This window comes from Nostoc sp., assembly GCF_036919575.1.
Taxonomy (GTDB): Bacteria; Cyanobacteriota; Cyanobacteriia; order Cyanobacteriales; family Nostocaceae; genus Nostoc.
In genome coordinates, this window is record NZ_JBALBY010000109.1 from 44,616 (window position 1) to 67,168 (window position 22,553).

Genomic DNA, 22,553 nt, shown 5'->3' on the forward strand with positions numbered 1-22,553 from the left:
TGTTTGTGTAAATAATCTAGCAAAAAAATCTACCTAGCGTTAGCATGACGACTAAGATTTAGGGATATCCAAAAAATAAAAGCCCTCTTCCGTTTCAATTATTTTTTTTGGCAAAACTCCCATAAGTTTGGCGTTTTCGCCCTCCAGGGCGAAAGCGACGGCTTTTGCTTTGATTAGTGATAAGTGCCTTGCCTGGATGTATTTAGTATGTAAATACAAGGTTTACATCCTGTTAAGTTTAAATAACAATTAGCGCACTTTAGTACGAACACCAAATCTTTATAATTTTCATCCAAAATTTTATCTCTTCTTTATTTATTTACAAAAGCTTTGTACAATAAATAAAGCTTTTTTCCAATCAATCAATAATTAAGCAAGCTTAAGCCTTTTTATATTAAAAGAAATTATATAAAATCAGAATACTGCTGTATACAATAATTCGCCGGAAAACATTTTTACATAAGGATACTTAGCCAAAGATGCAGAATCCCAGTTTTGAGTTCGATCAACCTATTTAAGTAGCGTTGGTATAAAAAATTTGTACGTTTACTTTACTATATCTTTAAATATGGGCATTATCGTTATTTCATCAGCATTAATACGTAATAAGCTTAAGTTATACATTTTGGGGTAAAATTCTGTTTTTAGATCGCCATATTTATATCAATGTATATTCACGTCTACAATTTCTTGAGAAATAAAAACTATTTTTAATTAATAATTTGTATAAACAATAACTATGTAGTATCAATGCTGAACAGGTGTAATACATAATTCTTAAAAAAATACTTGCTTGACCTTTAGAGCAAGAGTCGTATAATACATTTAAGGGAGCGAAAAAAGTAACTAAATATACGTTTTTTATGTTTATATTTATTACTTTGCAGTAACCTGACTTTAATCCCAACAATCAAGCAAGCGAAAACTAAAATTATGCAAAGCACATTGTTCACAACATTAACCGCCAACGAAGAAGCCAATCTGTCTGGTGGTAACAAGAAAAAGAAAGATCCTAAAGTTAAGTCCATACTTGCTAATCTAGCCGTTGCTTCGAGCGCAATTAACCAAGTAGGTGTTGGCGGCGACGGCGGCACGGCTGGTAATATCACTATCGGCGGCAAAAAATCAGGTGGTGCTGTGCTCGTTGATTCTCCTGTTAGCGCAAATGCAAACGGTGGAAGCGTAACTAACAACGCTACTTCCAACCCAGTTGCAGTTAATGCTCCTGGTTAAGTTAAAGTATTACGTGCCTCTGATGTGGCATCACTTCTTTTCAAGTATCAAACAAGTATCAAACTAAGTGAGAACTAAGATTATGCAAAGCACATTGTTCACGACATTAACCGCCAACGAAGAAGCCAATCTGTCTGGTGGTAACAAACCCAAGGACTATAAGGCAATCGTCAACGCTGCTTTAGCTTTGAGCACAATTAATCAAGTAGGTGTTGGTGGCGACGGCGGCAAGGCTGGTAAGATCACTATCGGCGGCGGCAGTGCACCTGTTGTGCTTGTTAAGTCTCCTGTTAGCGCAGATGCAAACGGTGGAAGCGTAACTAACAACGCTACTTCCAATCCAGTTGCAGTTAATGCGCCTTAGTGCGCCTGCTTAGATTAAAGTATTACGTGCCTCTGATGTGGCATCGCTTTTTTTCAAGTATCAAACTAAGTGAGAACTAAGATTATGCAAAACACATTGTTCACGACATTAACCGCCAACGAAGAAGCCAATCTGTCTGGTGGTAACAAACCCAAGGACTATAAGGCAATCGTCAACGCTGCTTTAGCTTTGAGCACAATTAATCAAGTAGGTGTTGGTGGCGACGGCGGCAAGGCTGGTAAGATCACTATCGGCGGCGGCAGTGCACCTGTTGTGCTTGTTAAGTCTCCTGTTAGCGCAGATGCAAATGGTGGAAGCGTAAAAAACAACGCTACTTCCAACCCAGTTGCAGTTAATGCGCCTTAGTGCGCCTGCTGAGGTTAAAGTATTACGTGGCGCTGATGTAGCTAGCGCCGCTTCTTTTCAAGTATCAAACTAAGTGAGAACTAAGATTATGCAAAACACATTGTTCACGACATTAACCGCCAACGAAGAAGCTAATCTATCTGGTGGTACCAAGAAGGACTATAAGTCATACCTCAACCTTGCCTTAGCTTTGAGCAAAATTAATCAAGTAGGTGTTGGCGGCGACGGCGGCACTGCTGGTAAGATCACCATAACCGGCGGCAGCGCACCGGTTGTGATCGTTAAGTCTCCTATTAGCGCAAATGCAAATGGTGGAAGCGTAACTAACAACGCTACTGCCAACCCAGTTGGGGTTAATGCACCTGATTAAGTTAAAGTATTACCTGGCGTTGATGTAGCGCGGCTTCTTTTCAAGTATCAAACTAAGTGAGAACTAACGATTATGCAAAGCACATTGTTCACGACATTAACCGCCAACGAAGAAGCCAATCTGTCTGGTGGTACCAAGAAGGACTATAAGTCATACCTCAACCTTGCCTTAGCTTTGAGCAAAATTAATCAAGTAGGTATTGGCGGTGACGGCGGCAAGGCTGGTAATATCACCATAACCGGCGGCAGTGCACCGGTTGTGATCGTTAAGTCTCCTATTAGCGCAGATGCAAATGGTGGAAGCGTAACTAACAACGCTACTTCCAACCCAGTTGCAACTAATGCACCTTAATGCACCTGATTTAGGTAAGATTATGAGGTTAGTAGAGCGGCAATAGTAAACGTAAAGACACGTTAACCGCGCCTTTACCAAAATGAATGACCGCACGTTAAACAATTTACTCTGTTTACCCAGGTGAAGCTGTTTTTGTACGGTAGGAAATTGCTAATTGACTTAATCCTAATCAAGTGATTAGCTCTTTCTTGAATTTGACTAATCCTAACATAGGTTTATTGCTACCCGCCTACTTTTCTTCAACAAACTTAACGAAATAATATTGATGGTTGCCGAATAGCAACCGTCAATATCATTATTGATATCAATGGCGCTTTTCCCTAAAGGTACTGCTCACCCTTGAGCAATCAAATAGCAAAACAAGCGCTAGCTGAGAAATCGACCATATCCATCTTGAATCCCAGTCGTTTTGTATAAAGTTCAAAACTCGTAATTAGCAACTTGGGTTAACTAGAATCATGAAAAGCACTCAAATCTTCTCAATGTTTATGTCCCTGACTGAAACTGAAGAAGCAAGCCTATGTGGTGGCAGCGTGTCATTTTCTAATGGGAATATTATTAAAGTCAAGTCATCACTTGCGAAACCAGGAGTAAAGAAACCAGCAGTTAAATCAACATCAACTACAAAAGTTGTGAAAAGTATCAAAGGAGGAGTAATTTCAGATAAAGCACTATCAGACTTGCTATCCCCCATAAGTTTTGGTTTGTTTTGATTGGTATGATAGTAAAACTAAACTGGTTGGTCAAATTTTTAACCACGCAGGGATTAAACCCTGCTATTTTTTTAGGTTTTGTCACTATGTTATTGGGTACTGGAGTGTGAAATGAAATACCAAGTTGTTACACAACATAGTGAAGAAGATTGTGGAGCTGCTTGTCTTGCTTCCGTTGCCAAACATTATCGGCGTAGCTTTACACTAAATCGCATCCGGGAAGCGGTAGGTACTGGGCAATTAGGAACAACATTGTTGGGATTGAGGCGGGGAGCTGAGGCACTTGGTTTTAATGCGCGTTCGGTCAGGGCATCAAAAGAAATATTAGATCGAATGAACCAAGCACCACTGCCAGCAATCATTCACTGGAAAGGCTACCACTGGGTTGTTTTGTATGGTCAGAAAGGCAAGAAATATATAGTTGCCGACCCAGCAGCTAATATCCGTTATGTCTCTAGAAAAGAATTAACGGAGGCTTGGTCAGATCAAGTAATGCTTTTACTAGAGCCAGATTCGGTTCGCTTTTATGCTCAACCGGATGATAAAGTTAACGGTCTTTGGCGCTTTGCGCGGCGTGCATTGCCTTATGGAGGCATAATATTCGAGGCTTTTCTCTGCGCTATAGTTATTGGTCTGCTTTCGTTAACGTCTCCTTTCCTACTTCAAATTCTAACGGATGATGTACTAGTTCGAGGTGATACCAAGCTTCTTGGTGGTGTGATTATTGCGGTTGTGGTGATGAATTTGGTGTCAAGTAGTCTGCAACTAGTTCAATCTAATCTGATTGCCAATTTTGCCCAACGGCTTGAGTTAGGGCTAGTTCTAGAATTTGCCAGGACAATCTTGCGGTTGCCTCTGACTTACTATGAATCACGTCGGAGTGGCGAGATTGTTAGTAGATTGCAAGATATTCAACAAATTAATCAGCTAGTTACTCAAGCAGTTATCAGTCTGCCTAGCAGCTTGTTTATCGGAGTGATTTCTTTGGGTTTCATGGTGTTCTATAGCTGGAAACTCACCTTTGTTGCTGTCGTTGTTGCTATTGTGATGAGTTTATCTACGGTGGTTTTCCTGCCTACACTTCAACAAAAAATCAGAAGTATATTGGTCTTAGACGCGGAAAACCAGGGCGTTCTCGTTGAAAGCTTTAAAGGAGCGCTGACACTCAAAACTACTACTGCCGGTCCTCAATTTTGGGAAGAATTCCAGAACAGATTTGGTCGGCTATCAAACCAAACATTTCGCACAATTCAGATTGGAATTATTAACAGCATCTTTTCTGGGCTAGTTTATGCTATTGGCAGCGTTAGTTTGATTGGTTTCGGCAGCACCCTCGTTATTAGTAAGGAACTCAGCATCGGTCAACTGCTGGCATTTAACGGGATGAATGGGAATTTTTTGGCATTCATCGGTGCTGTGATCGGATTTGTAGATGAATTCATGCGTGCGAAAACTGCCACGGAACGCTTAACAGAAGTTATCGATTCCACACCTGAAACTAAAGACGATGCTAACAAACCCTTTGCGAAAATTCCTAGTAATGCAGATATTATTTGTACAAACTTAAACTTTCACTACGCCGGCAGGCTAGAGCTACTGGAAGATTTTTCCCTGACGATTCCTGGCGGTAAAGTTATTTCCATAATTGGTACATCTGGCTGTGGAAAAAGTTCTTTTGCTAAACTGATAGCCGGATTATATACGCCTATTTCTGGCAACATTCGCATTGGTATTTATAATCTGCAAGACCTAGCCCTCGATTGTTTGCGGCAACAAATTGTTCTCGTTCCTCAAGATGCTCATTTTTGGAGTCGCACAATTGTTGAAAACTTTCGCTTAGGTTCTCCTCACGTTACCTTTGAGCAAATTGTCAATGCTTGCAAAATTGCTGAGGCAGACGATTTTATTAGTAAATTACCTGAAAAATATCAAACTGTATTAGGTGAATTTGGTTCAAATATTTCTGGTGGACAACGCCAAAGACTGGCGATCGCCAGAGCGATCATTAACGATCCACCAGTCCTGATTTTAGATGAATCAACTGCTGGACTCGATCCAGTTAGTGAAGCTCAAGTTTTAGATCAACTGTTATCCCACCGCAAAGGTAAAACCACGATCCTGATTAGCCACCGTCCTAGAGTAATTACCCGTGCTGATTGGATTGTGTTGCTTAATCAAGGCAAGTTACAAATTCAGGGGACTGTGGAAGATTTGCGTGCCCAACCAGGAAACCATTTAGATTTTTTAACTCCTTAATTAAGGGGCTAACTTTTCACGGTATCTGGAAAACCTCTCTCCTAAAAAGCTACGGTGTAGACACAAGTCTCTGTTGAGGCAATTTACGGTTTATCGAATAGCCCAAAGAAACCTCACCCTGGTTTTGCTACGCAAAACCTGTCCCTCTCCTTAGTAAGGAGAGGGATGTCCGTCAGGACAGGGTGAGGTTTTGTTCTGGATAATTCGATGACTTATGTGTACACTGTAGCATTTTAGGAGAGAGACTTTGAATTTGTCCCCTTCCCAATACGGGAAGAGGATTGGTGGGTTATACCGTTTTACTTTAATAATGATACAAATACGTTGGTAGGGGTACATCAATGCTCATGCGTGTCAACTTAGAGCCAGGGCGAATAGAATTCGCGGCTACACAAACAAAGTCCACCTCCGTGGACTAATACAAAATCAAGGGTTCTTAACCCACGGAGGTGGGTTAAGCCTCGTGTAGACGCGGTTTCTAACCGCCCTTTTCACGTTAAGTTTACACCAATGAGCATTGCTGTACCCCTACGAGAAATCTATATGTATCAGGGTTTGTGTGAAATGGTATTAGGTTTTTGGTGGGCTTTTCCATACAACGTGAAAAGTCAGAATTAAGGGGTAGGGCTATTTCTTTCTAGGCATAAACACATAGTTTGATTTATTCTTGCTCACTTACTTGCTCGTAGTTTTAGCTAGAGCAATCTTATTTGATTTGTGAAGATTGAAAGCTTTAGATCCTTGATTTCTTAGAGAAGTCGGGGATCTTGTTGTTGATGAATGATTTAAGTTTGCTACACACCAAGCAAGTCTCAACCATTTCCTTGATGAACTCAAAGCTAAAGCTAAACAAGTTACCATTTTTCCTAAAGTTTTAGCAGATAAATATGCCGTCCTAATTTGGATTAAAGATAATAATTTAACTCTCTTCTATTTTTTTTTAAATATCAATCAGAAACCTTGATTTTAAATAAAGCAGTAAATATACTACTGCATGTCTGCGAAATAGCTGAAAAACCTAAGTGTTGCAACCATAAACCAAAACCTATATGTATTTTTTGTTTCTTAGCTATGACTTGGAAATCACAATTCCCCAAAATTGGGGTTAATTGTCAGGAAATCGGGATATTTGTACTGAGGTATTAATAAAAACTTATTTAATAAAATCTTTTCCATATATATACTTGTGGTTAAGAACTATTAAGAAATCCTGATTAAAGAATATTGCAATAACTTGATTTAATTGCTAACGTGTGTATGACAACGATGCTGATGAGCGCTCGGATCTAGGAGAAATAAAATCTATGAGCTACGTGCATTCAGCCAAGTGTGTTAGGCTTTGACGGGTTAAAAAGGAGAAATTTCTGCCTCGTATAGACAATTATGAGCGATCGCAGATTAACCAAGAAATATCTCGTTGTTAAAGGCTTAGTTTCAGTTTGATTTGAATTGCAATTGATTATTTGTCTTACTTGTGCCGATAAGGGAGTGGCTGTGATTGTGTCGGTCGGCAATAACGAAGAGTTTGGTAAGACTTAGATTTTGGAGGATAAAACCAATGGAGATTCAAGGTAAAGTAGCCCTAATTACAGGGGCTTCCCGTGGGATTGGACGAGCGATCGCCCTCGAACTAGCGCAACTAGGCATTAAGCGGCTGATATTAGTAGCACGCGATCGCCAAAAGTTAGTTGAGGTAGCTAAGGAAATCGAGGCGATGGGAACAGAAACTGCGATCGTGGCATTAGATTTAACGCAGACAATTGAAGTGAATATCGCTGTTGCCCAACTATGGCGCAATTACGGACAGATTCACCTGCTAGTTAATTGTGCGGGAGTTGCATACCAAAGCTCGTTTTTGCAATCTAAAATGCCCCAAGTTCAAGAAGAACTCTCTGTGAACTTGTTCGGAATGTACAACCTGACTAGTCTGATTGCTCGACGCATGGCCAGCCAAAGACAAGGAACTATTGTTAATGTATCGAGTCTGATGGGGAAAGTAGCAGCACCGACGATGGCGACTTACTCCGCCACCAAGTTTGCAATTTTGGGATTTACCGAAGCCTTGCGGCGCGAACTAGCTGACTATAATATCCGCGTGATTGCATTACTGCCTTCCCTCACAGACACAGACATGATGCGCGACTTAAAATTATTTCGCTGGGTGATCCCCATGACTTCCCAGCAGGTGGCTAAAGCACTCGTCACCGGAATGCAAAATGATTCAGCAGAAATTTTAGTTGGATGGCAAAGTCATTTAGCCGTGTTGTGTCAACGCCTTGCCCCTTGGTTGCTAGAGCTAATTTTAAGAATAGCAACTCCGCCAGCATCAACAAAACAACAGCCTCGTGAAAGACTGAACAAGCTGATCCCGAAACTGAGTTTTTTGACGAGAATCCATCGTTTCGGCGATATGTTCTTGTCAAGAACATGATCTTTGACGCGATCCCACATACAGCAGAATTCAGAATTCAGGAGTCAGAATTCAGAAGTAAAACAGGTTTTATACCTGGCTTTGGGACGAATCGTTGTGTACTTCACTTCCCTTGAAATCTGCTGTAAGTTCTAAATTTTTTGAGGCGAATATCTGGGTAGACGGCCTGAGTTCGCGGTTACTGAAAATCACCAAATTACAGCAGTTTTCATGTATTTGAACCACATCTGTCGTAGGGGCACAGCAATGCTGTGCCCCTACCGCGTGGTCTATTTACCTGAAAATAGCTGTAAAAATATTATGGCTCAGGGTATCTATACTGAGCCAAGTGCTATTAGATACTCACGCAAATTTGATAGATATAATATATGTAACTTATTTCGGAGCAACCAGAAATGCTTTCCTTCCCGACAACTCTCACTCCTTTGCCCGAAATCATTGATGGCTTACCAAATATTTCTGGTTGGGAAACAGAGGTTCTCTCTGTAGTTAACCATGATCAACCAGTATTTTTACCAACAACCAATATCCGCTTAGAAGACGTAAATGCTGTGTTTGCGATCGCCTTACACATGCACCAGCCAACTATACCTGCGGGAAATGATGGTACACTGATCAGCAATCTGCAATATATGTTTGAACATCCAAATGTTGGGGATAACCACAATGCAGATGCTTTTGCTTATTGTTACAGCCGCATGGGAGACTTGATCCCCGAACTTGTAAATCAAGGTTGCAATCCCCGTGTAATGTTGGATTACTCAGGTAATCTTTTGTGGGGATTGCGACAAATGGGACGCGGTGATATTCTCGATAATCTCAAACGGATCACTTGCGTTAGCGAAGCTCCTCCTTCGGAGGCTCGCACATACCAACCTTATGTAGAATGGCTGGGTACAATGTGGAGCCATGCAGTTATTCCTTCCACACCCATAGCAGATATTAAATTGCAGATCATTGCATGGCAACATCACTTTGCAGCAATTTTTGGCTGGGAAGCACTAGCGCGAGTCAAAGGATTTTCGCCGCCAGAAATGCACTTACCAAATCACCCTGATGCTCTCTTTGAATTTGTGAAAGCGCTGAAAGAATGTGGATATCGCTGGCTACTTGTTCAAGAACATTCTGTAGAAACAATTAACGGTCAATCTCTTACTCATAAACATTTACCACATCGTCTGATTGCCCGCAATTCCCAAGGCGAAACAATTAGCATTACAGCCTTAATTAAAACCCAAGGCTCTGATACTAAATTAGTCGCCCAAATGCAGCCTTATTATGAAGCTAAAACCTTATCTAAACAACAAATCGGCAGTGTTTTTGTGCCACCAATAGTTAGCCAAATTGGAGATGGTGAAAATGGCGGTGTGATGATGAATGAATTTCCTAGCGCTTTTAAACAAGCTTGGTGGGATATGGTGAATAACGGGGGAGGAAAATCAGGTTTTGTCGGGATGTGTGGTACAGAATATTTAGAATTAATCGAAGCTGCTGGATGCAAACCTGAAGATTATCCAACTTGTCAGCCAGTGGGACAACATCAGATTTGGGAGCGAGTTTCACCAGACAATAGTCAACCGGAAGCTGTAGAGAATGCGATTCAAGAATTAAAGCAAATCAACTCTAATTTTCACATGGATGGAGCCTCGTGGACAAATCATATCAGTTGGGTGAAAGGATATGAAAATGTGTTGTCTCCTATGTATCAACTAAGCAGTTTATTTCATCAAAAAGTTGATAGATTACAGCAAGTTGACTCAGCAGAACCGATAACTAGACAATCTCATTACCGTAACGTTCTTCTACATAACCTTTTGCTGCAAACCAGTTGTTTTCGTTATTGGGGACAAGGTGCTTGGACTGACTATGCACGGGAAATTTACCAACGTGGCGAAAATTTATTGCCGTGAAAAGGGCGCAAACAATAGCCGAAAAGAATGATTTTCTTCTTAGAGGATGTTTGAAAAGTGTTTCGTTGTGACTTTAGGCACTTATTGATCCCCCCTAACCCCCCTTAAAAAGGGGGGAACCGGAATCAAAGTCCCCCAATTTATCGGGGGATTTAGGGGGATCTAAAACGTTTTGCTACCGAGAAGAGAACTTTTCAAACAACCTCTTAGGGGCAATTCATGAATTGCCCCTAAGAGGTTGTTTTGCGTAAGTTCTATTTCTCTTAGCCCAGGTCGGTGTGGCTGTTGTTTGTGTAGCCGCGATCGCGTCAGCGTGCCGGAGGCTCTATTCCATTGCCCTGGCTGTGGGGGAAAATAAAAAGTCGGGTGAATTGAGATTTAGTTCAAATAAGTGGGAAGACTAAATTGTAGGTTGCTAGGTGCTGCCTTCGGAATTGGATTAGCACGCTGATATTTAAACTTACAATGAGGTAGTTGTGTTTCGAGTTGTTGTTGGTCATAGTGACGATCCTGATTCTCAAAGTGCGATCGCTGAAGTTCTGCAAGAATGTAGCCGTTCCCTAGCAGGGTCAATTCCTCAAGCTGGACTTTTGTTCACTGCTATTGACTTTGACCATGCGTTAATTTTGCAATGCATCCAGAATGCTTTTCCCGGAATTGAGTTGATTGGTGGAACTACAAATGGAGAAATCTCCTCAATTCTGGAGTTTCAGCAAGATTCTCTAACCTTAATGCTGTTTGCTAGCGATGAAATGGAAATTCGGGCAGGTATTGGACGAGAAGCATCCAAAAATCCAGCCTTTGCAGCCCAACAAGCGATCGCCCAAGCCAAGGCAAAGAGTGCATCATTACCACAATTGTGTCTTACTTTTCCCGATAGTCTAACGAGCAATGGGGTCTTAATTTTAGAAAGTTTAAAACAAAGCCTGGGAGTGCATATTCCCATCATTGGGGGAATGACTGCCGATGATTATACCTTTGACAAAACTTACCAATTCTTTCAGGGTGAAGTGTTAAGTGATTCAGTTCCAGTGCTGTTATTTTCTGGAAAACTCCTATTTTCCCACGGAGTTGCTGGTGGTTGGACTCCCATCAGCCAACGTAGCCGTGTAACTAAAGTGGATGGCAACATAGTCTATGAAATTGATGGACAGCGTGCCTTAGATTTCTATCAACACTATCTCGGTGAAGAAAGATTTGCGGCCAACTATGCGATTCATGCCCTGGCAGTTTTTGAAGATCAAGATCATTTCTATTTGCGGGCACCCAATGGCTACGATCGACAGTCTGGTAGCGTCACATTCTTCTTAGATATTCCTGAACAGGCAGTTGTGCAAATTACTGATGCGACTCGTGACAATATTCTGTCAGCTTCTGAGACATCTTTGAAAAATGCTCTGGCTAATTATCCTGGTGTCGAACCAACAGCAGCGTTACTTATTTCCTGTGCAGCCCGGCGGCGAATTCTTGGGACTCTGGCCAGAGAAGAATATCAGCTGATCAAAAAGCACTTACCAGAAGCATTGCCCTGCTGTGGTTTCTATGCTTACGGTGAAATTGCTCCTTTGGTGGGCAAAGGTCAAACGCAATGTCATAATAAAACGTTTGTCACACTATTAATAGGGACAAAATGAGTAGTGTATGGATAACCAGGACTATTCCATACATATACAAGCATTGGAAAAGGCAAACCGCATCTTCCAAAAAAAGCTGGAACGCTGCAAAGCTGAACGCTGTCAGTTAGAAACTGACATTGCAACAAAGGAATTTTTACTTAAGAAAGTTATTTCTGATTTAGAAGACTCTCGGACAAACTTGCAGCACAGAAGCCAAGAGTTAGAAAATACATTAGATAGTTTGCATAAAATGCAAGCTCAAATGATTCAAAGTGAAAAGATGTCTGCTTTGGGTCAAATGGTAGCTGGGATTGCTCACGAAATCAACAATCCCGTTAGCTTTATTTATGGAAATCTCAGCCATATCAGCCAATACACTCATGACTTACTACGACTGGTAGAGCTTTATCACTGTTACTACCCCAACCCACCTGCTGAAATTCAAACGGAACGCAAAACCATCGATTTAGAGTTTTTGCAAAAAGACGCGATTATGGTATTGAACTCAATGAATATCGGGACGGAGCGTATTCGGGATATTGTGCTTTCACTGCGTAACTTCTCTCGTTTGGATGAAAGTGATTTTAAAGCCGTGGATGTTCATGAAGGCATCGATAATACTTTGATGATTTTGCAGCACCGCTTCAAAGCCACTGATAAAAGCCCAGAAATTCAGGTGATCAGAGATTACGGCAATTTATCCAATGTAGAATGCTATGCTGGACAGCTAAACCAAGTATTTATGAACATTTTAGTAAATGCGCTCGATGCGCTGGAAGAATTTAATACCAAACGAACTTATCAAGAAATCCAGCTTAATCCCAGTCGGATCGCGATTAGTACTTCTGTTGTTGATTTGCAATGGGTGAAAATTGCGATCGCAGACAATGGATCTGGAATTCCCGAATCGATTCAAAAACAGATTTTCAATCCCTTCTTTACAACAAAATCTGTCGGTAAGGGAACAGGAATGGGAATGGCTATCAGCTATCAAATCATCACCGAAAAACATGGCGGTAAGTTAGATTTTTTTTCGATGCCTGGAAAAGGAACGGAGTTTGTGGTTCAAATTCCTATCCAGCAGCAAGTTTTGTCAGTAATTTAAATAATTCGTAATTCGTAATTTAGAGGATGTTTGAAAAGTCCTCTTGTCGGTATCAAATATTTTTTTACCCCATCCTAACCCTCCCCGATAGATTGGGGAGCCACTGCGTTGGGCGGGCAATGCCCGACTTGAAGCATGTGGCGTGAGGGAACTAGATTTTCCGGTTTCCACCCAATACATCGGGGGGATTAAGGGGGGTAAGAATGCAAATAAAGTCGAGCTTAGAATCAATCAAACTAAAGGCAATAAGATTTCAAATTCAGTACCTATACCAATCTGTGAATTAAAACTCAATTTTCCGCCATGTCTCGCGGTGATAATTCGATAACTTACTGCTAAACTAGTATTTTTACCAGTCTTTTTTTCCAGAGAAAAAGACTCGATAATTTGCTGTTGCAATTCTTGAGACATTCCAGAACCATTGTCAGCAATCCGAATTAAAACCCAGCGAGAATCGGGTGCATCGGGGTTGCTTGCTTCTTGTGAAATAACTTCTGTGGTAATCTCAATTCGGGGTTTTTGAACAGTCTTTGTATCTTCTAGATGCAACTGCTGTCGCACGGCTTCATTGAGTAAAGTATCCACAATTTCGCTGAAAATATTCATCAAAACCTGATTTAACTGCCCCATAAAGCAATATACTGGCGGCAATTGACCGTAGTATTTGACGATTTCAATTTCTCCTTGAAGACGACTATTAATTAATAAGATAATACTATCTATGCAGGCGTGTAAATCTACCGGCTTGGGATAAAGTTCATCGATATGACAGAAGTTTTGTAAGCTGGTGACAAGTTTTTTTAATCTTTCCGCTCCAGTGCGGATACTAGCAAGCGATCGCGACAAATCTTGTTCTAAAAAATCAAATTCAATATCTTCTTTAATCTGATTAATTGCCTGGGAAGCTGATGGTAATTCTTTGTCGTAAGCCGCTATCAGCTTGAGTAAATCTTGGCTGTAGGTTGAAACATAAATTATATTACCCCAAATAAAACCTACTGGGTCTAAAATTTCGTGTGCTACGCCGTCTACCAAACGCCCCAGATTTGCCATTTTATCATTTTGAATCATTTGGGCTTGGCTGCGTTCATACCGCACCAGATTGTCGATTCCCCGAATTTGCCAAGAAATAATATTCAATTCTTGAACATCCAACAATCTATAAGCACCAGATTGTGTTTGTACTACAATTGGTTCTGCTAATAATTCTGGCGATCGCTTTAAGCTCAGTTGCATCGCAGTTAAAATCGATGTTGTATCAGCCAGCAGCAACATCGGTATCCGCGCATAGCTGTAGAGAACGGTTAATGGTTGCTGAACAAATAACTCTTGTCCATAGGGGCGAATCAAAAATTCCAGCAGTCGTCGCCGCGAAATCATCCCAATGAACTTTCCCTGTTCTACCAAAATTACTCCTGGTAGCAGGGGGTATTTTTCCAAAAAATGAGCCACTTCCATCCCAGTGCGGTTGATTTCCACTGGGAAGTTATACATGGGAAGTTCTTGGAGGGTTGACTCTAAACCGAGATCGCGATCGCTACCAAGAGACAAAAATGGCGGTGAGATTTGGTAACTGAATTCTTCTGACACTAGACACCCTGATTTTTACAAATATTACAAATATTAGGTAAACAATAAGTTAATATTTTACATTTTGTCACCCTCTAAATTCGGTTTCGCTTTAGGTATCTAGCACGACTAGTACCGCAAGGCGGAATTCGTAATTCGTAATTCGTAATTCGTAATTAATTGTTTGCAAGGGTTTGAGACATTTCAAATGGGTGGCTTATTTACGCCGTGCGGTACTAGCCCTTTCAAGGTGAAAATCGTTTTAATATCTTGCCCTAGGCGACTGGAAGCAACTGGCGGGCAATTTCTCATCTGGGTGGAGAATATAAAGAAGTGCGATCGCAAGCTACACTAAAAACAACCTTTACAAAGAGTGCAAAGGTAGCGTTATGACCTCTACAACCAATCCACCCACTGCTCTCACCCTTTCCCTGACCATACTCAACTTCCAGACTCTGATCGCACGTTTGTAAGCCAGTCGCTTGCGGGGGTTCCCCCCGTTGTGCGAACTGGCGCGAAAAATTGGCAAGAGCATCCTCAAAGCATCTTACTAACTGACTCGATTACACCCGTCCTCAAGCAATTAAATCCTGAAGATCAATATTGTATTGGCCAGGACTTAGGCATTTACTGGCGCTTGACTGATCCCCCTGAAAAAGGCGCAGAAGCACCAGATTGGTTTTATGTACCGAATGTACCGTTTTTGCTAAATGGGCAAACGCGACGTTCTTATGTGTTGTGGCAAGAGTCTATTGCCCCGTTGATTGTCTTAGAATTTGTCTCTGGCAATGGTGTAGAGGAACGAGATAAAACTCCTTGGAAGGGTAAATTTTGGGTTTATGAGCAGGTGATTCGTCCTCCCTTCTATGGCATTTATGAAGTGAGTAAAGCCAGTATAGAAGTTTATCATCTGATTGAAAGACAGTATCAGGTGTTACCAGCAAATGAACGAGGACATTATCCTATAGTTTCTTTGGGTGTTGAATTAGGCTTATGGCAAGGAGTTTATCAGAATGTGGAATTACCCTGGCTGCGTTGGTGGGATTTACAAGGTAATTTGTTGTTGAGTGGTGATGAAAGAGCAGAACAGGAACACGAAAGAGCCGAACAGGAAGGTCAAAGGGCAGAACAGGAACGCGAAAGAGCAGAACAGGAACGCGAAAGAGCCGATCGCCTAACTGCCCAATTGCGATCGCTCGGCATTGAACCAGAAGCCTAATAGGTTTACTATGAATTACGAATTACGAATTACGAATTAAATTTGTGGCTTAATTTGTTTAGACACAAATTTTACTGCTATCAGGGTAATCACGATGACAAATAGACCTCCCTCCGAACCGGAGTCATCCCAAAAAACTCCCCTTGGCTTTGATGAATTTATAGCGATTCTGGTTGCCTTCACCACTATCGGAGCGATTCTTTTTTGGTCATTGTCCCGCAGGGATTCTAGCTGGAACTTAAACGCGCTACTGTCGCCTTCTTCCACTCCGTCTGGTAGTGTTCAACCAAATCAACTATTGCCCTCCCCTACTCCCAAGGTAGAACCAAATGCAGTCCCTAGATTCAACGTTTTGCCATCATCTCCACCAGAGGCTGTTGTTGATCCCAAGACCCCTTCATTCCCGACTAACAGCGCAACTCCTGACCGCGCAGTGTTACCATCTGCTCAGGTAATCCCAACTCAATCCCCACAACCACAGACACCTGTATCCTCTTCAACAGGACTTGAGTCATCAATTAGATCATCAGCGTTGCCTTTAGTAACTCCGGCAAAACCAAAATCAATCATTCCACCACCAATTGCATTTAACGATGTGCCCAATAATTTTTGGGGTCGGCCTTTTATAGACGTTCTTTCTTCCCGTGGTATTCTCAAGGGGTTTCCTGATTATTCTTTTAGACCAAATCAGGCTGTAAACCGCGCCGAATTTGCTGCTATACTCCAAAAAGCTTTTGAGCAAGAACCGTCTAAGACTGCGATCGCATTTCAAGATGTACCACCAAAATTCTGGGCAACTCCAGCAATTGACGAAGCCATCAGTGCCGGATTTCTCAAAGGCTACCCGAAAAAAACCTTCAAACCACAACAAAATATTTCACGAGTGCAAGTTTTAGTTGCCCTTGTCAGTGGGTTGAATTTGAAAGCACCCACTTCCCCAAATCAGATATTAAGTGTCTTTAAAGATGCTAAAAATATTCCAAACTATGCTAATAGCAAAATAGCCACTGCTACAGCCAATGGTCTGGTAGTTAACTATCCAAATCCACAAATTCTTGATCCCAACAAAGTAGCTAGTCGATCTGAAGTGGCGGCGATGATTCATCAAGCTTTAGTAAAACGTGGCAAGTTGAAGGCAATTCCATCTCAAAGTATAGTGCGATTGCCCAAAATCTCTTCAGAACTTTCGCAGACTCCAAAACCGAACCCAAAGGGGAAATTGTCCGACAGAGGTTCGTCTCATTGAAGAAGAATGCAGAATCCAGAATTCAGAATTCAGAATCAATACTTCGGAAAGTGGCACAGTGAGCATTGGGAAATTTTCAGAGAAGTGCGATCGCCGACTTCCGGCGATCAGACTTCTGTGATTTAGAATTAGAGCGTACTCCTACACAGGAGCAAGCTAGCAAGAGCGTCTGGTAGAGAAGCGATAATTAGATATTAAGCTTCTGGAATTTCTTTACCGACAACTTGTGATTTCAGAACGGTGATTTCACCAGTTAACTCTTTCCTGGTTGAGGCTTTGAGTAAATAGCGGTAAACAAACCAAGCAGAGTAACCAATACCAATCAACTCAAAAGTAGGTGCTACCAAGGGGATATCATTCAAAGCATCTAATATTGCCAAGAGTACTTTAACCCCAACAATTGATCCCACAATTAAACCAACTGTTACCAGGGGTTGCTTATATTGATTAAAGAAGCTTCCCAGATATTCTGGCAATGTTGCTAAAAAGCTAGAAATTTGCTCTCCGTATTTTAGCCATTCGTCTTGAGACTGCGCGGGAGGCTGAAGTTTGGTGATGCTTCCCGTTTGGTTGTTGATCTCTGCCACTGTAGTCTCTTTGGATGCGGTTTCGGTAAATTCTTGTTCTGGCATTTTCACTCCCATAAATTTGACAGTTGAGTTTTTCTAATCTGGATAATTACAACCAAAAGCCTGTTGATTAGGTAATGCACTTGTGCATCAGTACAATTGGGTAAAGGGTACAAAAGGGTTTTAGTATCCTATAACCATAATCGCCACCTAATACCTACTGCATCAACTACAAGGTAGACAGTCAGTAGGAGGATATAACTCAGAAGGCAGCAGGATGTATTATAATCAACCTTCTGAGTTCTATTTTTTGGAATCAACTGGAATCCTCAGGTTGTGATTATCCCATTCCGTGTCATTTGCTCATAATCGTACTAAATCTAAGTACAAATCATGCAAAAATCAGTCTACCTCTCATTTATATAAGCCTAGAAGCCGATTTGATCTGATATTAAAGCTATCTTAAGCCGCGTTCGTCAATTAACGCATTCGTATTGATATTAATACGTAATAAAACTTTTTGTGTATTCAGATAGACTAGACTTTTAACCTATTTTATGATATGCGTACCTGGGGGACTGGGAAGACGAGGGGGATAAGGGAGATGAGGGAGATGAGGGAGAAATAATCAATGCCCAATGTCAAAGCTTTTGTTTTTTTCCTGATTGTATTAATTTTATAAGGAAGCAGTAAGGTAGAGTAGTGGCATACCTGATGGCAAGAACTCATTGCTATCAACTGTATATTCAGGAAAGTGGTGTGGTAAGAGAAGACGGTCTTAGACAGGTCTTTAGTGCAGGAAATTATTCCTTGCTGCTGCAAAAAGTAAATTCTATTCGCTGTCAGTAAGTGTACTTAGCAGCATTGCTATTTAAATCACTTATACTAGATTATAAGATTATGCTAATTATCTAGTGAGCAATGATTTGCTCTTACTATAAAAGAGGATAATCTAGATGTTAATCACCAATTGAAGTGTTTGCACAAGCTAGACTGATTTGGTGATTTTTGCGGGAAGGCAAGGAGGTTTGAGAAATGCCTTCCTCAAAAGCCAACCCCGATCGACAAAAGTTCAGAAAGCAAAAAAGTGTCAGCCGAAGAGCCATCGACAGACGAACTCCCAACCATAGAATTCCCCTCACGAGGGAAACTCAAAGCTAGTTCTTGGCGCATCCATCAAAAAATTGGCTATGGGTACTTTGTAGCGATCGGAATTGGTTTTTTTGGCTCACTGACTGGGTTAGTCATCGCCAGCTACTACCGGGGAAAGGAAGTTAGGCAATTCAATCAAGCCTATGAACAAGGGCAACTACTGAGTAATTATAAAGATGCAGTAGTCGGGGCGCAATTACATAGCTCTAACTTAGTTGCGGTATTGGAAAATTCCCAACAGCTACAAAGCAAAAAAGCCGATTTTCTGAAAAATGTTGAAAAAGCTAAAGAATTAGAGTCAAAAATTGCCGGATTTATCGATAGTAAACCTAAAAGACTAGCAGCAACAAGTTCGACTTTACAGACGTTATTGCTGGATTACAAGAATAATTTAAAAGCTTACGTTGACCAAATCGAGGTCGTCTTACAGAAAATTAACTCTCAACAAGTGCAGCAGAGGCAAATTTCTTCTGCCCGATCGCAGTTATTGACAATTATGCGTGGTGAAACAGCCGTGCGGCTAGAGCAGCTTTCGCAAAACTTGACTAACATCCTGCAAACTGCCGAAGATCAAGAGCAAGAAAAGCAAAAAGCCGTTGAGCAGGCAAAAGTAGTTGAGCGATTGATCGTGATGATCAGTATGCTGGTTTCGGTGGCGATCGCAGCCATTGTAGCTTGGCGAACCAGTCGCGCGATCGCTGAACCAGTGATCATTGTCACCCAAGTAGCTGAACAAGTTGCCAGAAAATCTAATTTCGATTTGCGAGCGCCCGTCACCACTGAAGATGAAATTGGCCTACTTGCCAAATCTCTAAATCATCTAATTGAGCGAGTATCTGAGCGAACAAAAGAACTACAACAAGCTAAAGAATTAGCCGAAGCTGCTAGCAAGGCAAAAAGCATATTTCTGGCAAATGTCAGCCACGAATTACGCACACCGTTAAATGCTGTGATTGGCTTGAGCCAACTTCTAGAAGACGACGCTACCGATCTGGGTTTATCGGGAGACTTTATTACAGATTTAGAGACAATTAACTCTGCTGGTAAGCATCTACTGCACTTGATTAACGAAATCCTCGACTTGTCAAAAATTGAAGCGGGGAAAATGACCCTCTATCCAGAGATATTCGAGATTGCGACGCTGATTCATAACGTCGTCCTTACAGTCAAACCAGCTATAGAAAAAAATGCCAATGTTTTAGAAGTGGATTTGGATCAGCAACTTGGCACCATGTACGCCGATCAGACTAGGATGCGGCAAGTGTTGTTAAACTTACTCAGCAACGCCAGTAAATTTACTACAAACGGTAAGGTGACGCTGACAGTAAACCTAGAAAAGGATGAATTCCGACCAGAGGCACCTTTGGGCATGATTACTTTTACCGTTAGCGACACAGGTATAGGTATGTCTAACCGTCAACAGCAGCAGTTATTTCAACCTTTTACACAAGGAGATACCTCCACTACGAAAAAGTATGGAGGTACAGGACTGGGGTTAGCAATTAGCCGCCACTTTTGCGAGATGATGGGTGGTGAGATTATTGTCAAAAGTCAGCCGGGAGTCGGCTCTATTTTCACTATTCGTCTACCAATGACTGTTCAGGATTGAATTGGGCATTGGGCATGGGGCATTGGTAATTCCCTCATCTCCCTCATCCTAGGGTGTTGACTTTGTGGGAAAATCGCCCAGAAAAGTTCATGCAAATTCTGTGTCGTCATTTGATGTGGAAAATACGATTTTTCTTTTTGAGAGCATGGACTGTCCAAAAACTTGAGACGACCAATCCTTAAGGTCTATATAGCTAATATTTTCTAACGCCTGCTTAACCACAGATGTTGCCAAATTCATCGTACATAAAGAAATGCTTAAAATCATCTGACCTATCTGTTTGAGAGGGCATCTAGAGGAAAAATGTTTGTATTTACCAAAAAGAGATTCAATGATATCAGAAGTTGCCAAAAAAGTTTTGCCCTTCGGAATTTGTTCGATTTGAGTTTTAATATATTCCCCAATATTTTGTGGGAAAGTTATATGCAGAAATGTTGAATTGTTTTTTAGCTCGAATTCAGCCAATATCTTGTAAAGGTAATCCACAGAAGTGCAATAAGTTCAGTTCGGATATTACCTATGCTAGTACTGCCGCTATAACAAAAGAATTATCGCAAAAAATAGAAGAGGCGATCACACGTAAAGAATATGAGTTCGCCACAGATATATTTAAAGCTGCTATTGATAAATTTCAGTTACCGGAAGACAATAATATATTTTGGATTAACCAAAAAGGTCAGAGGAATCGGGACAAGACAAAGACAGGGAAACAGTTCTCGTTCAAATTGAATGATGAGCAGAAGGCTAAAATTGACGAATTTGTTATGAAAAAGAAGAAGTTGCTTGAATCTTCTGGTAAAAAGCGGTTTATATCGCAAACAGAAGCACTGATAATTATCTTAGATGAGTTCTTTAACCCCACAGCTAGAGACGCGCTACGGGGTGAGAATTGGGGTTGTGAGGGAATGGGTGATTGATTGGGTTTGATGAGGTTAGGGCGGTTTTTAGGGTGTTGAATCCGCTTGTATTCTCTTCCTAAATTCAATTAGGGCTTGTTCCTCTGTACTAACTACAACCCTGTTAGGTTTTGCCCTCATAATTGTTAAATAATGTTGAAAAGCCTCCTCATCATCTGGATGTGTTTTTACATAAGTTCTCAGCTCGGCTTCGCTTAATTGTTGATAGTTACTCATTGAATTAATTCCTCACCGTTACTTAAAATTTCTACTTGAATTGTTTCGCCTATTAACACTACGATTCTTTGAGAGCGTGTATCGTAGCGAGTTAATTCAATTGTTCTTAATAGATTGCTTGCTCGTACACATACGCGGTAGAAGGTTTCTAGCTGTTCTATTGTAGGATGCAGTGGTTTGATTCAAACCTCCTCAGAATTTTTATTTTTTGTACTACCACCTCTAGTTTCACCTAAAGATCAAACAGTTATGCAAATCATGTGTCAAAACGTCGTAGGCTGAGGGTTACAGGGTCTACGTCTACAGTCTGCCAATGAAAATCAATCGGCACGGACGCGCTAAGGTTCTAACGCAGTCAGAGATACAGCTAATCTTCAGTCATGGGTTAGAAAATGACCGCGCTCACCCAGATGAGTAATGCTGGTATACCCCTGAGAGTAGGCTGTTGACTTTGTGCATTTTTCGGGAATTTTTGGGAAAATTATTCGTGTTATTTTTTGTTTGACCTAAAGTGCCTGTTTCAGGCACTTTAGGTCAAAAACAGGCGACACATTTTTTGCATGAAGTCTTATGGGCTAAAGGGTACAGAGTCAACACCCTACCCTCATCCCCCTCATCTAGCAATTCTCCGACGAACTAAGTAATAATACTTACTCTTCCTGTATCCAAGTCGTAACGACCCCCGACAATTTTCAATTTGCCCGATCGCACCTGCTCAGTTAAAAGCTTTGAGTGTTTCAACCGTTCAATTTGATATTGGACATTTGCCACCACAGCATTTTCAACCGCATCACCCGGCTGATTCTTGACCTTTTTCAGGGCTGGCTTAATTGCCTTAACAAAAGTACTAATATCACCGAGTAACGATTCATTTTGGACAGCTGCGGTTACAGCCCCACAACGCTCATGACCCATCACCATCAGCAGTGGAGAACCTAACAAGACAACCGCATATTCAATACTGCCGATCGCTTCATGGGTGGCAATATTTCCGGCAATCCGCACATCAAAGATGTCCCCAATGCCCTGATCAAAAACAATTTCTGCGGGTACTCGTGAATCCGCACAACTCAGAATAGTTGCAAATGGATGTTGAGCTTGAGCAACTTCCTGCAACCGCAGCGCAGTTTGATCGGGGTATTGGGGTTGATGAGCAACAAATCGCTGATTCCCCTCCATCAGCTTTTGCAACGCTGCATCGGGATTGAGGGATTCAGGGGAGTTTGAGGGTATTTCGGCAGCTTTAGCCTGTTCAACCTGCCAGAGTAAATCGCTGGCAGTTAGCATCATTCCAAATGCCCCGGTCATTCCTAACTTCAAAAAGTTACGACGTTCCAT

At 41.4% G+C, this 22,553-nt stretch carries 22 protein-coding genes and 1 pseudogene; 16 read left to right on the forward strand and 7 right to left on the reverse strand.

Annotated features, from left to right (window positions below; genetic code table 11):
- Positions 1-51: 51 nt before the first annotated feature.
- On the reverse strand, positions 52-219 hold the full coding sequence (locus tag V7K27_RS28260; protein ID WP_334951690.1) for a hypothetical protein: 168 nt from the start codon (positions 217-219) through the stop codon (positions 52-54).
- Between the two features lie 714 nt (positions 220-933).
- On the opposite strand from V7K27_RS28260, the gene V7K27_RS28265 reads away from it, so the two are divergent.
- The 11 genes from V7K27_RS28265 to V7K27_RS28315 all read left to right on the forward strand — a co-directional run bounded on the left by V7K27_RS28265 (position 934) and on the right by V7K27_RS28315 (position 12,718).
- A complete protein-coding gene (locus tag V7K27_RS28265; RefSeq protein WP_334951692.1) occupies positions 934-1,233 on the forward strand; it encodes a hypothetical protein in 300 nt (99 codons plus the stop codon).
- 82 nt (positions 1,234-1,315) lie between these two features.
- Complete coding sequence (locus tag V7K27_RS28270) at positions 1,316-1,597, forward strand: hypothetical protein (protein ID WP_334951694.1); 282 nt, start codon at positions 1,316-1,318, stop codon at positions 1,595-1,597.
- A gap of 84 nt (positions 1,598-1,681) precedes the next feature.
- Complete coding sequence (locus V7K27_RS28275) at positions 1,682-1,963, forward strand: hypothetical protein (RefSeq protein WP_334951696.1); 282 nt, start codon at positions 1,682-1,684, stop codon at positions 1,961-1,963.
- A gap of 88 nt (positions 1,964-2,051) precedes the next feature.
- The gene (locus tag V7K27_RS28280) at positions 2,052-2,333 is read left to right on the forward strand and encodes a hypothetical protein (protein ID WP_334951698.1); all 282 of its coding nucleotides are present in this window, start codon (positions 2,052-2,054) and stop codon (positions 2,331-2,333) included.
- Positions 2,334-2,405: 72 nt separating this feature from the next.
- Positions 2,406-2,684, forward strand: coding sequence for a hypothetical protein (locus tag V7K27_RS28285; protein ID WP_334951700.1), 279 nt, complete (start codon positions 2,406-2,408; stop codon positions 2,682-2,684).
- A 461-nt stretch (positions 2,685-3,145) separates the two neighbouring features.
- On the forward strand, positions 3,146-3,400 hold the full coding sequence (locus V7K27_RS28290) for a hypothetical protein (RefSeq protein ID WP_334951702.1): 255 nt from the start codon (positions 3,146-3,148) through the stop codon (positions 3,398-3,400).
- A gap of 111 nt (positions 3,401-3,511) precedes the next feature.
- Complete coding sequence (locus V7K27_RS28295) at positions 3,512-5,656, forward strand: peptidase domain-containing ABC transporter (protein WP_334951703.1); 2,145 nt, start codon at positions 3,512-3,514, stop codon at positions 5,654-5,656.
- Positions 5,657-7,214: 1,558 nt separating this feature from the next.
- The gene (locus V7K27_RS28300; RefSeq protein ID WP_334951704.1) at positions 7,215-8,087 is read left to right on the forward strand and encodes an SDR family NAD(P)-dependent oxidoreductase; all 873 of its coding nucleotides are present in this window, start codon (positions 7,215-7,217) and stop codon (positions 8,085-8,087) included.
- A 395-nt stretch (positions 8,088-8,482) separates the two neighbouring features.
- Positions 8,483-9,997, forward strand: coding sequence for a glycosyl hydrolase family 57 (locus V7K27_RS28305; protein ID WP_334951705.1), 1,515 nt, complete (start codon positions 8,483-8,485; stop codon positions 9,995-9,997).
- A 476-nt stretch (positions 9,998-10,473) separates the two neighbouring features.
- Positions 10,474-11,631, forward strand: coding sequence for an FIST signal transduction protein (locus V7K27_RS28310; RefSeq protein WP_334951706.1), 1,158 nt, complete (start codon positions 10,474-10,476; stop codon positions 11,629-11,631).
- 7 nt (positions 11,632-11,638) lie between these two features.
- On the forward strand, positions 11,639-12,718 hold the full coding sequence (locus V7K27_RS28315; RefSeq protein WP_334951708.1) for a sensor histidine kinase: 1,080 nt from the start codon (positions 11,639-11,641) through the stop codon (positions 12,716-12,718).
- Between the two features lie 231 nt (positions 12,719-12,949).
- Here the strand turns inward: V7K27_RS28315 and V7K27_RS28320 are convergent, their stop codons facing one another.
- Complete coding sequence (locus V7K27_RS28320; protein ID WP_334951710.1) at positions 12,950-14,308, reverse strand: sensor histidine kinase; 1,359 nt, start codon at positions 14,306-14,308, stop codon at positions 12,950-12,952.
- Between the two features lie 368 nt (positions 14,309-14,676).
- Here V7K27_RS28320 and V7K27_RS28325 point away from each other — a divergent pair.
- Together V7K27_RS28325 and V7K27_RS28330 are read left to right on the forward strand one after the other, a co-directional pair.
- Positions 14,677-15,506 (forward strand): annotated as a pseudogene (locus tag V7K27_RS28325) (Uma2 family endonuclease).
- Positions 15,507-15,600: 94 nt separating this feature from the next.
- Positions 15,601-16,752, forward strand: a complete 1,152-nt coding sequence (locus V7K27_RS28330) for an S-layer homology domain-containing protein (RefSeq protein ID WP_334951712.1) — start codon at positions 15,601-15,603, stop codon at positions 16,750-16,752.
- 194 nt (positions 16,753-16,946) lie between these two features.
- On the opposite strand, the gene V7K27_RS28335 is transcribed toward V7K27_RS28330, so the two are convergent.
- Positions 16,947-17,384, reverse strand: coding sequence for a CAAD domain-containing protein (locus V7K27_RS28335; RefSeq protein ID WP_334951713.1), 438 nt, complete (start codon positions 17,382-17,384; stop codon positions 16,947-16,949).
- A gap of 1,024 nt (positions 17,385-18,408) precedes the next feature.
- Between V7K27_RS28335 and V7K27_RS28340 the strand changes: the two genes are divergently transcribed.
- The gene (locus V7K27_RS28340; RefSeq protein WP_334951714.1) at positions 18,409-20,082 is read left to right on the forward strand and encodes a sensor histidine kinase; all 1,674 of its coding nucleotides are present in this window, start codon (positions 18,409-18,411) and stop codon (positions 20,080-20,082) included.
- 87 nt (positions 20,083-20,169) lie between these two features.
- Here the strand turns inward: V7K27_RS28340 and V7K27_RS28345 are convergent, their stop codons facing one another.
- Positions 20,170-20,433, reverse strand: coding sequence for a hypothetical protein (locus tag V7K27_RS28345; RefSeq protein WP_334951716.1), 264 nt, complete (start codon positions 20,431-20,433; stop codon positions 20,170-20,172).
- Between the two features lie 80 nt (positions 20,434-20,513).
- On the opposite strand from V7K27_RS28345, the gene V7K27_RS28350 reads away from it, so the two are divergent.
- Entirely contained in the window at positions 20,514-20,999 is a 486-nt protein-coding gene (locus V7K27_RS28350; RefSeq protein WP_334951718.1) for a hypothetical protein, read from the forward strand.
- A 27-nt stretch (positions 21,000-21,026) separates the two neighbouring features.
- Here the strand turns inward: V7K27_RS28350 and V7K27_RS28355 are convergent, their stop codons facing one another.
- Together V7K27_RS28355 and V7K27_RS36610 are read right to left on the reverse strand one after the other, a co-directional pair.
- Positions 21,027-21,215: a DUF6887 family protein gene (locus tag V7K27_RS28355; protein ID WP_334951719.1), complete on the reverse strand. Its 189-nt coding sequence runs from the start codon at positions 21,213-21,215 to the stop codon at positions 21,027-21,029.
- Positions 21,212-21,397 carry a DUF6888 family protein gene (locus V7K27_RS36610; RefSeq protein ID WP_442947655.1) on the reverse strand — a complete coding sequence of 62 codons (186 nt, stop codon included), beginning with the start codon at positions 21,395-21,397 and terminating at the stop codon, positions 21,212-21,214. The genes V7K27_RS28355 and V7K27_RS36610 overlap by 4 nt, the downstream gene beginning before the upstream one ends.
- 329 nt (positions 21,398-21,726) lie before the next feature.
- On the opposite strand from V7K27_RS36610, the gene V7K27_RS28360 reads away from it, so the two are divergent.
- Positions 21,727-21,855 (forward strand): hypothetical protein, encoded by a 129-nt coding sequence (locus V7K27_RS28360; protein WP_334951720.1) that lies wholly within the window; start codon positions 21,727-21,729, stop codon positions 21,853-21,855.
- Here the strand turns inward: V7K27_RS28360 and V7K27_RS28365 are convergent.
- Entirely contained in the window at positions 21,852-22,553 is a 702-nt protein-coding gene (locus tag V7K27_RS28365) for a carbonic anhydrase (RefSeq protein WP_334951790.1), read from the reverse strand. The genes V7K27_RS28360 and V7K27_RS28365 overlap by 4 nt on opposite strands.

Excerpts from the sequence above, each read along its gene's own strand:
- V7K27_RS28330 (WP_334951712.1), top strand. The coding sequence starts at position 15,601 with ATGACAAATAGACCTCCCTCCGAACCGGAGTCATCCCAAAAAACTCCC.
- V7K27_RS28350 (WP_334951718.1), top strand. The coding sequence starts at position 20,514 with ATGTTGAATTGTTTTTTAGCTCGAATTCAGCCAATATCTTGTAAAGGT.
- V7K27_RS28305 (WP_334951705.1), top strand. The coding sequence starts at position 8,483 with ATGCTTTCCTTCCCGACAACTCTCACTCCTTTGCCCGAAATCATTGAT.
- V7K27_RS28300 (WP_334951704.1), top strand. The coding sequence starts at position 7,215 with ATGGAGATTCAAGGTAAAGTAGCCCTAATTACAGGGGCTTCCCGTGGG.
- V7K27_RS28285 (WP_334951700.1), top strand. The coding sequence starts at position 2,406 with ATGCAAAGCACATTGTTCACGACATTAACCGCCAACGAAGAAGCCAAT.
- V7K27_RS28265 (WP_334951692.1), top strand. The coding sequence starts at position 934 with ATGCAAAGCACATTGTTCACAACATTAACCGCCAACGAAGAAGCCAAT.
- V7K27_RS28365 (WP_334951790.1), bottom strand. The coding sequence starts at position 22,553 with ATGGAACGTCGTAACTTTTTGAAGTTAGGAATGACCGGGGCATTTGGA.
- V7K27_RS28315 (WP_334951708.1), top strand. The coding sequence starts at position 11,639 with ATGGATAACCAGGACTATTCCATACATATACAAGCATTGGAAAAGGCA.
- V7K27_RS28355 (WP_334951719.1), bottom strand. The coding sequence starts at position 21,215 with ATGAGTAACTATCAACAATTAAGCGAAGCCGAGCTGAGAACTTATGTA.
- V7K27_RS28290 (WP_334951702.1), top strand. The coding sequence starts at position 3,146 with ATGAAAAGCACTCAAATCTTCTCAATGTTTATGTCCCTGACTGAAACT.
- V7K27_RS28270 (WP_334951694.1), top strand. The coding sequence starts at position 1,316 with ATGCAAAGCACATTGTTCACGACATTAACCGCCAACGAAGAAGCCAAT.
- V7K27_RS28280 (WP_334951698.1), top strand. The coding sequence starts at position 2,052 with ATGCAAAACACATTGTTCACGACATTAACCGCCAACGAAGAAGCTAAT.
- V7K27_RS28335 (WP_334951713.1), bottom strand. The coding sequence starts at position 17,384 with ATGCCAGAACAAGAATTTACCGAAACCGCATCCAAAGAGACTACAGTG.
- V7K27_RS28295 (WP_334951703.1), top strand. The coding sequence starts at position 3,512 with ATGAAATACCAAGTTGTTACACAACATAGTGAAGAAGATTGTGGAGCT.
- V7K27_RS28275 (WP_334951696.1), top strand. The coding sequence starts at position 1,682 with ATGCAAAACACATTGTTCACGACATTAACCGCCAACGAAGAAGCCAAT.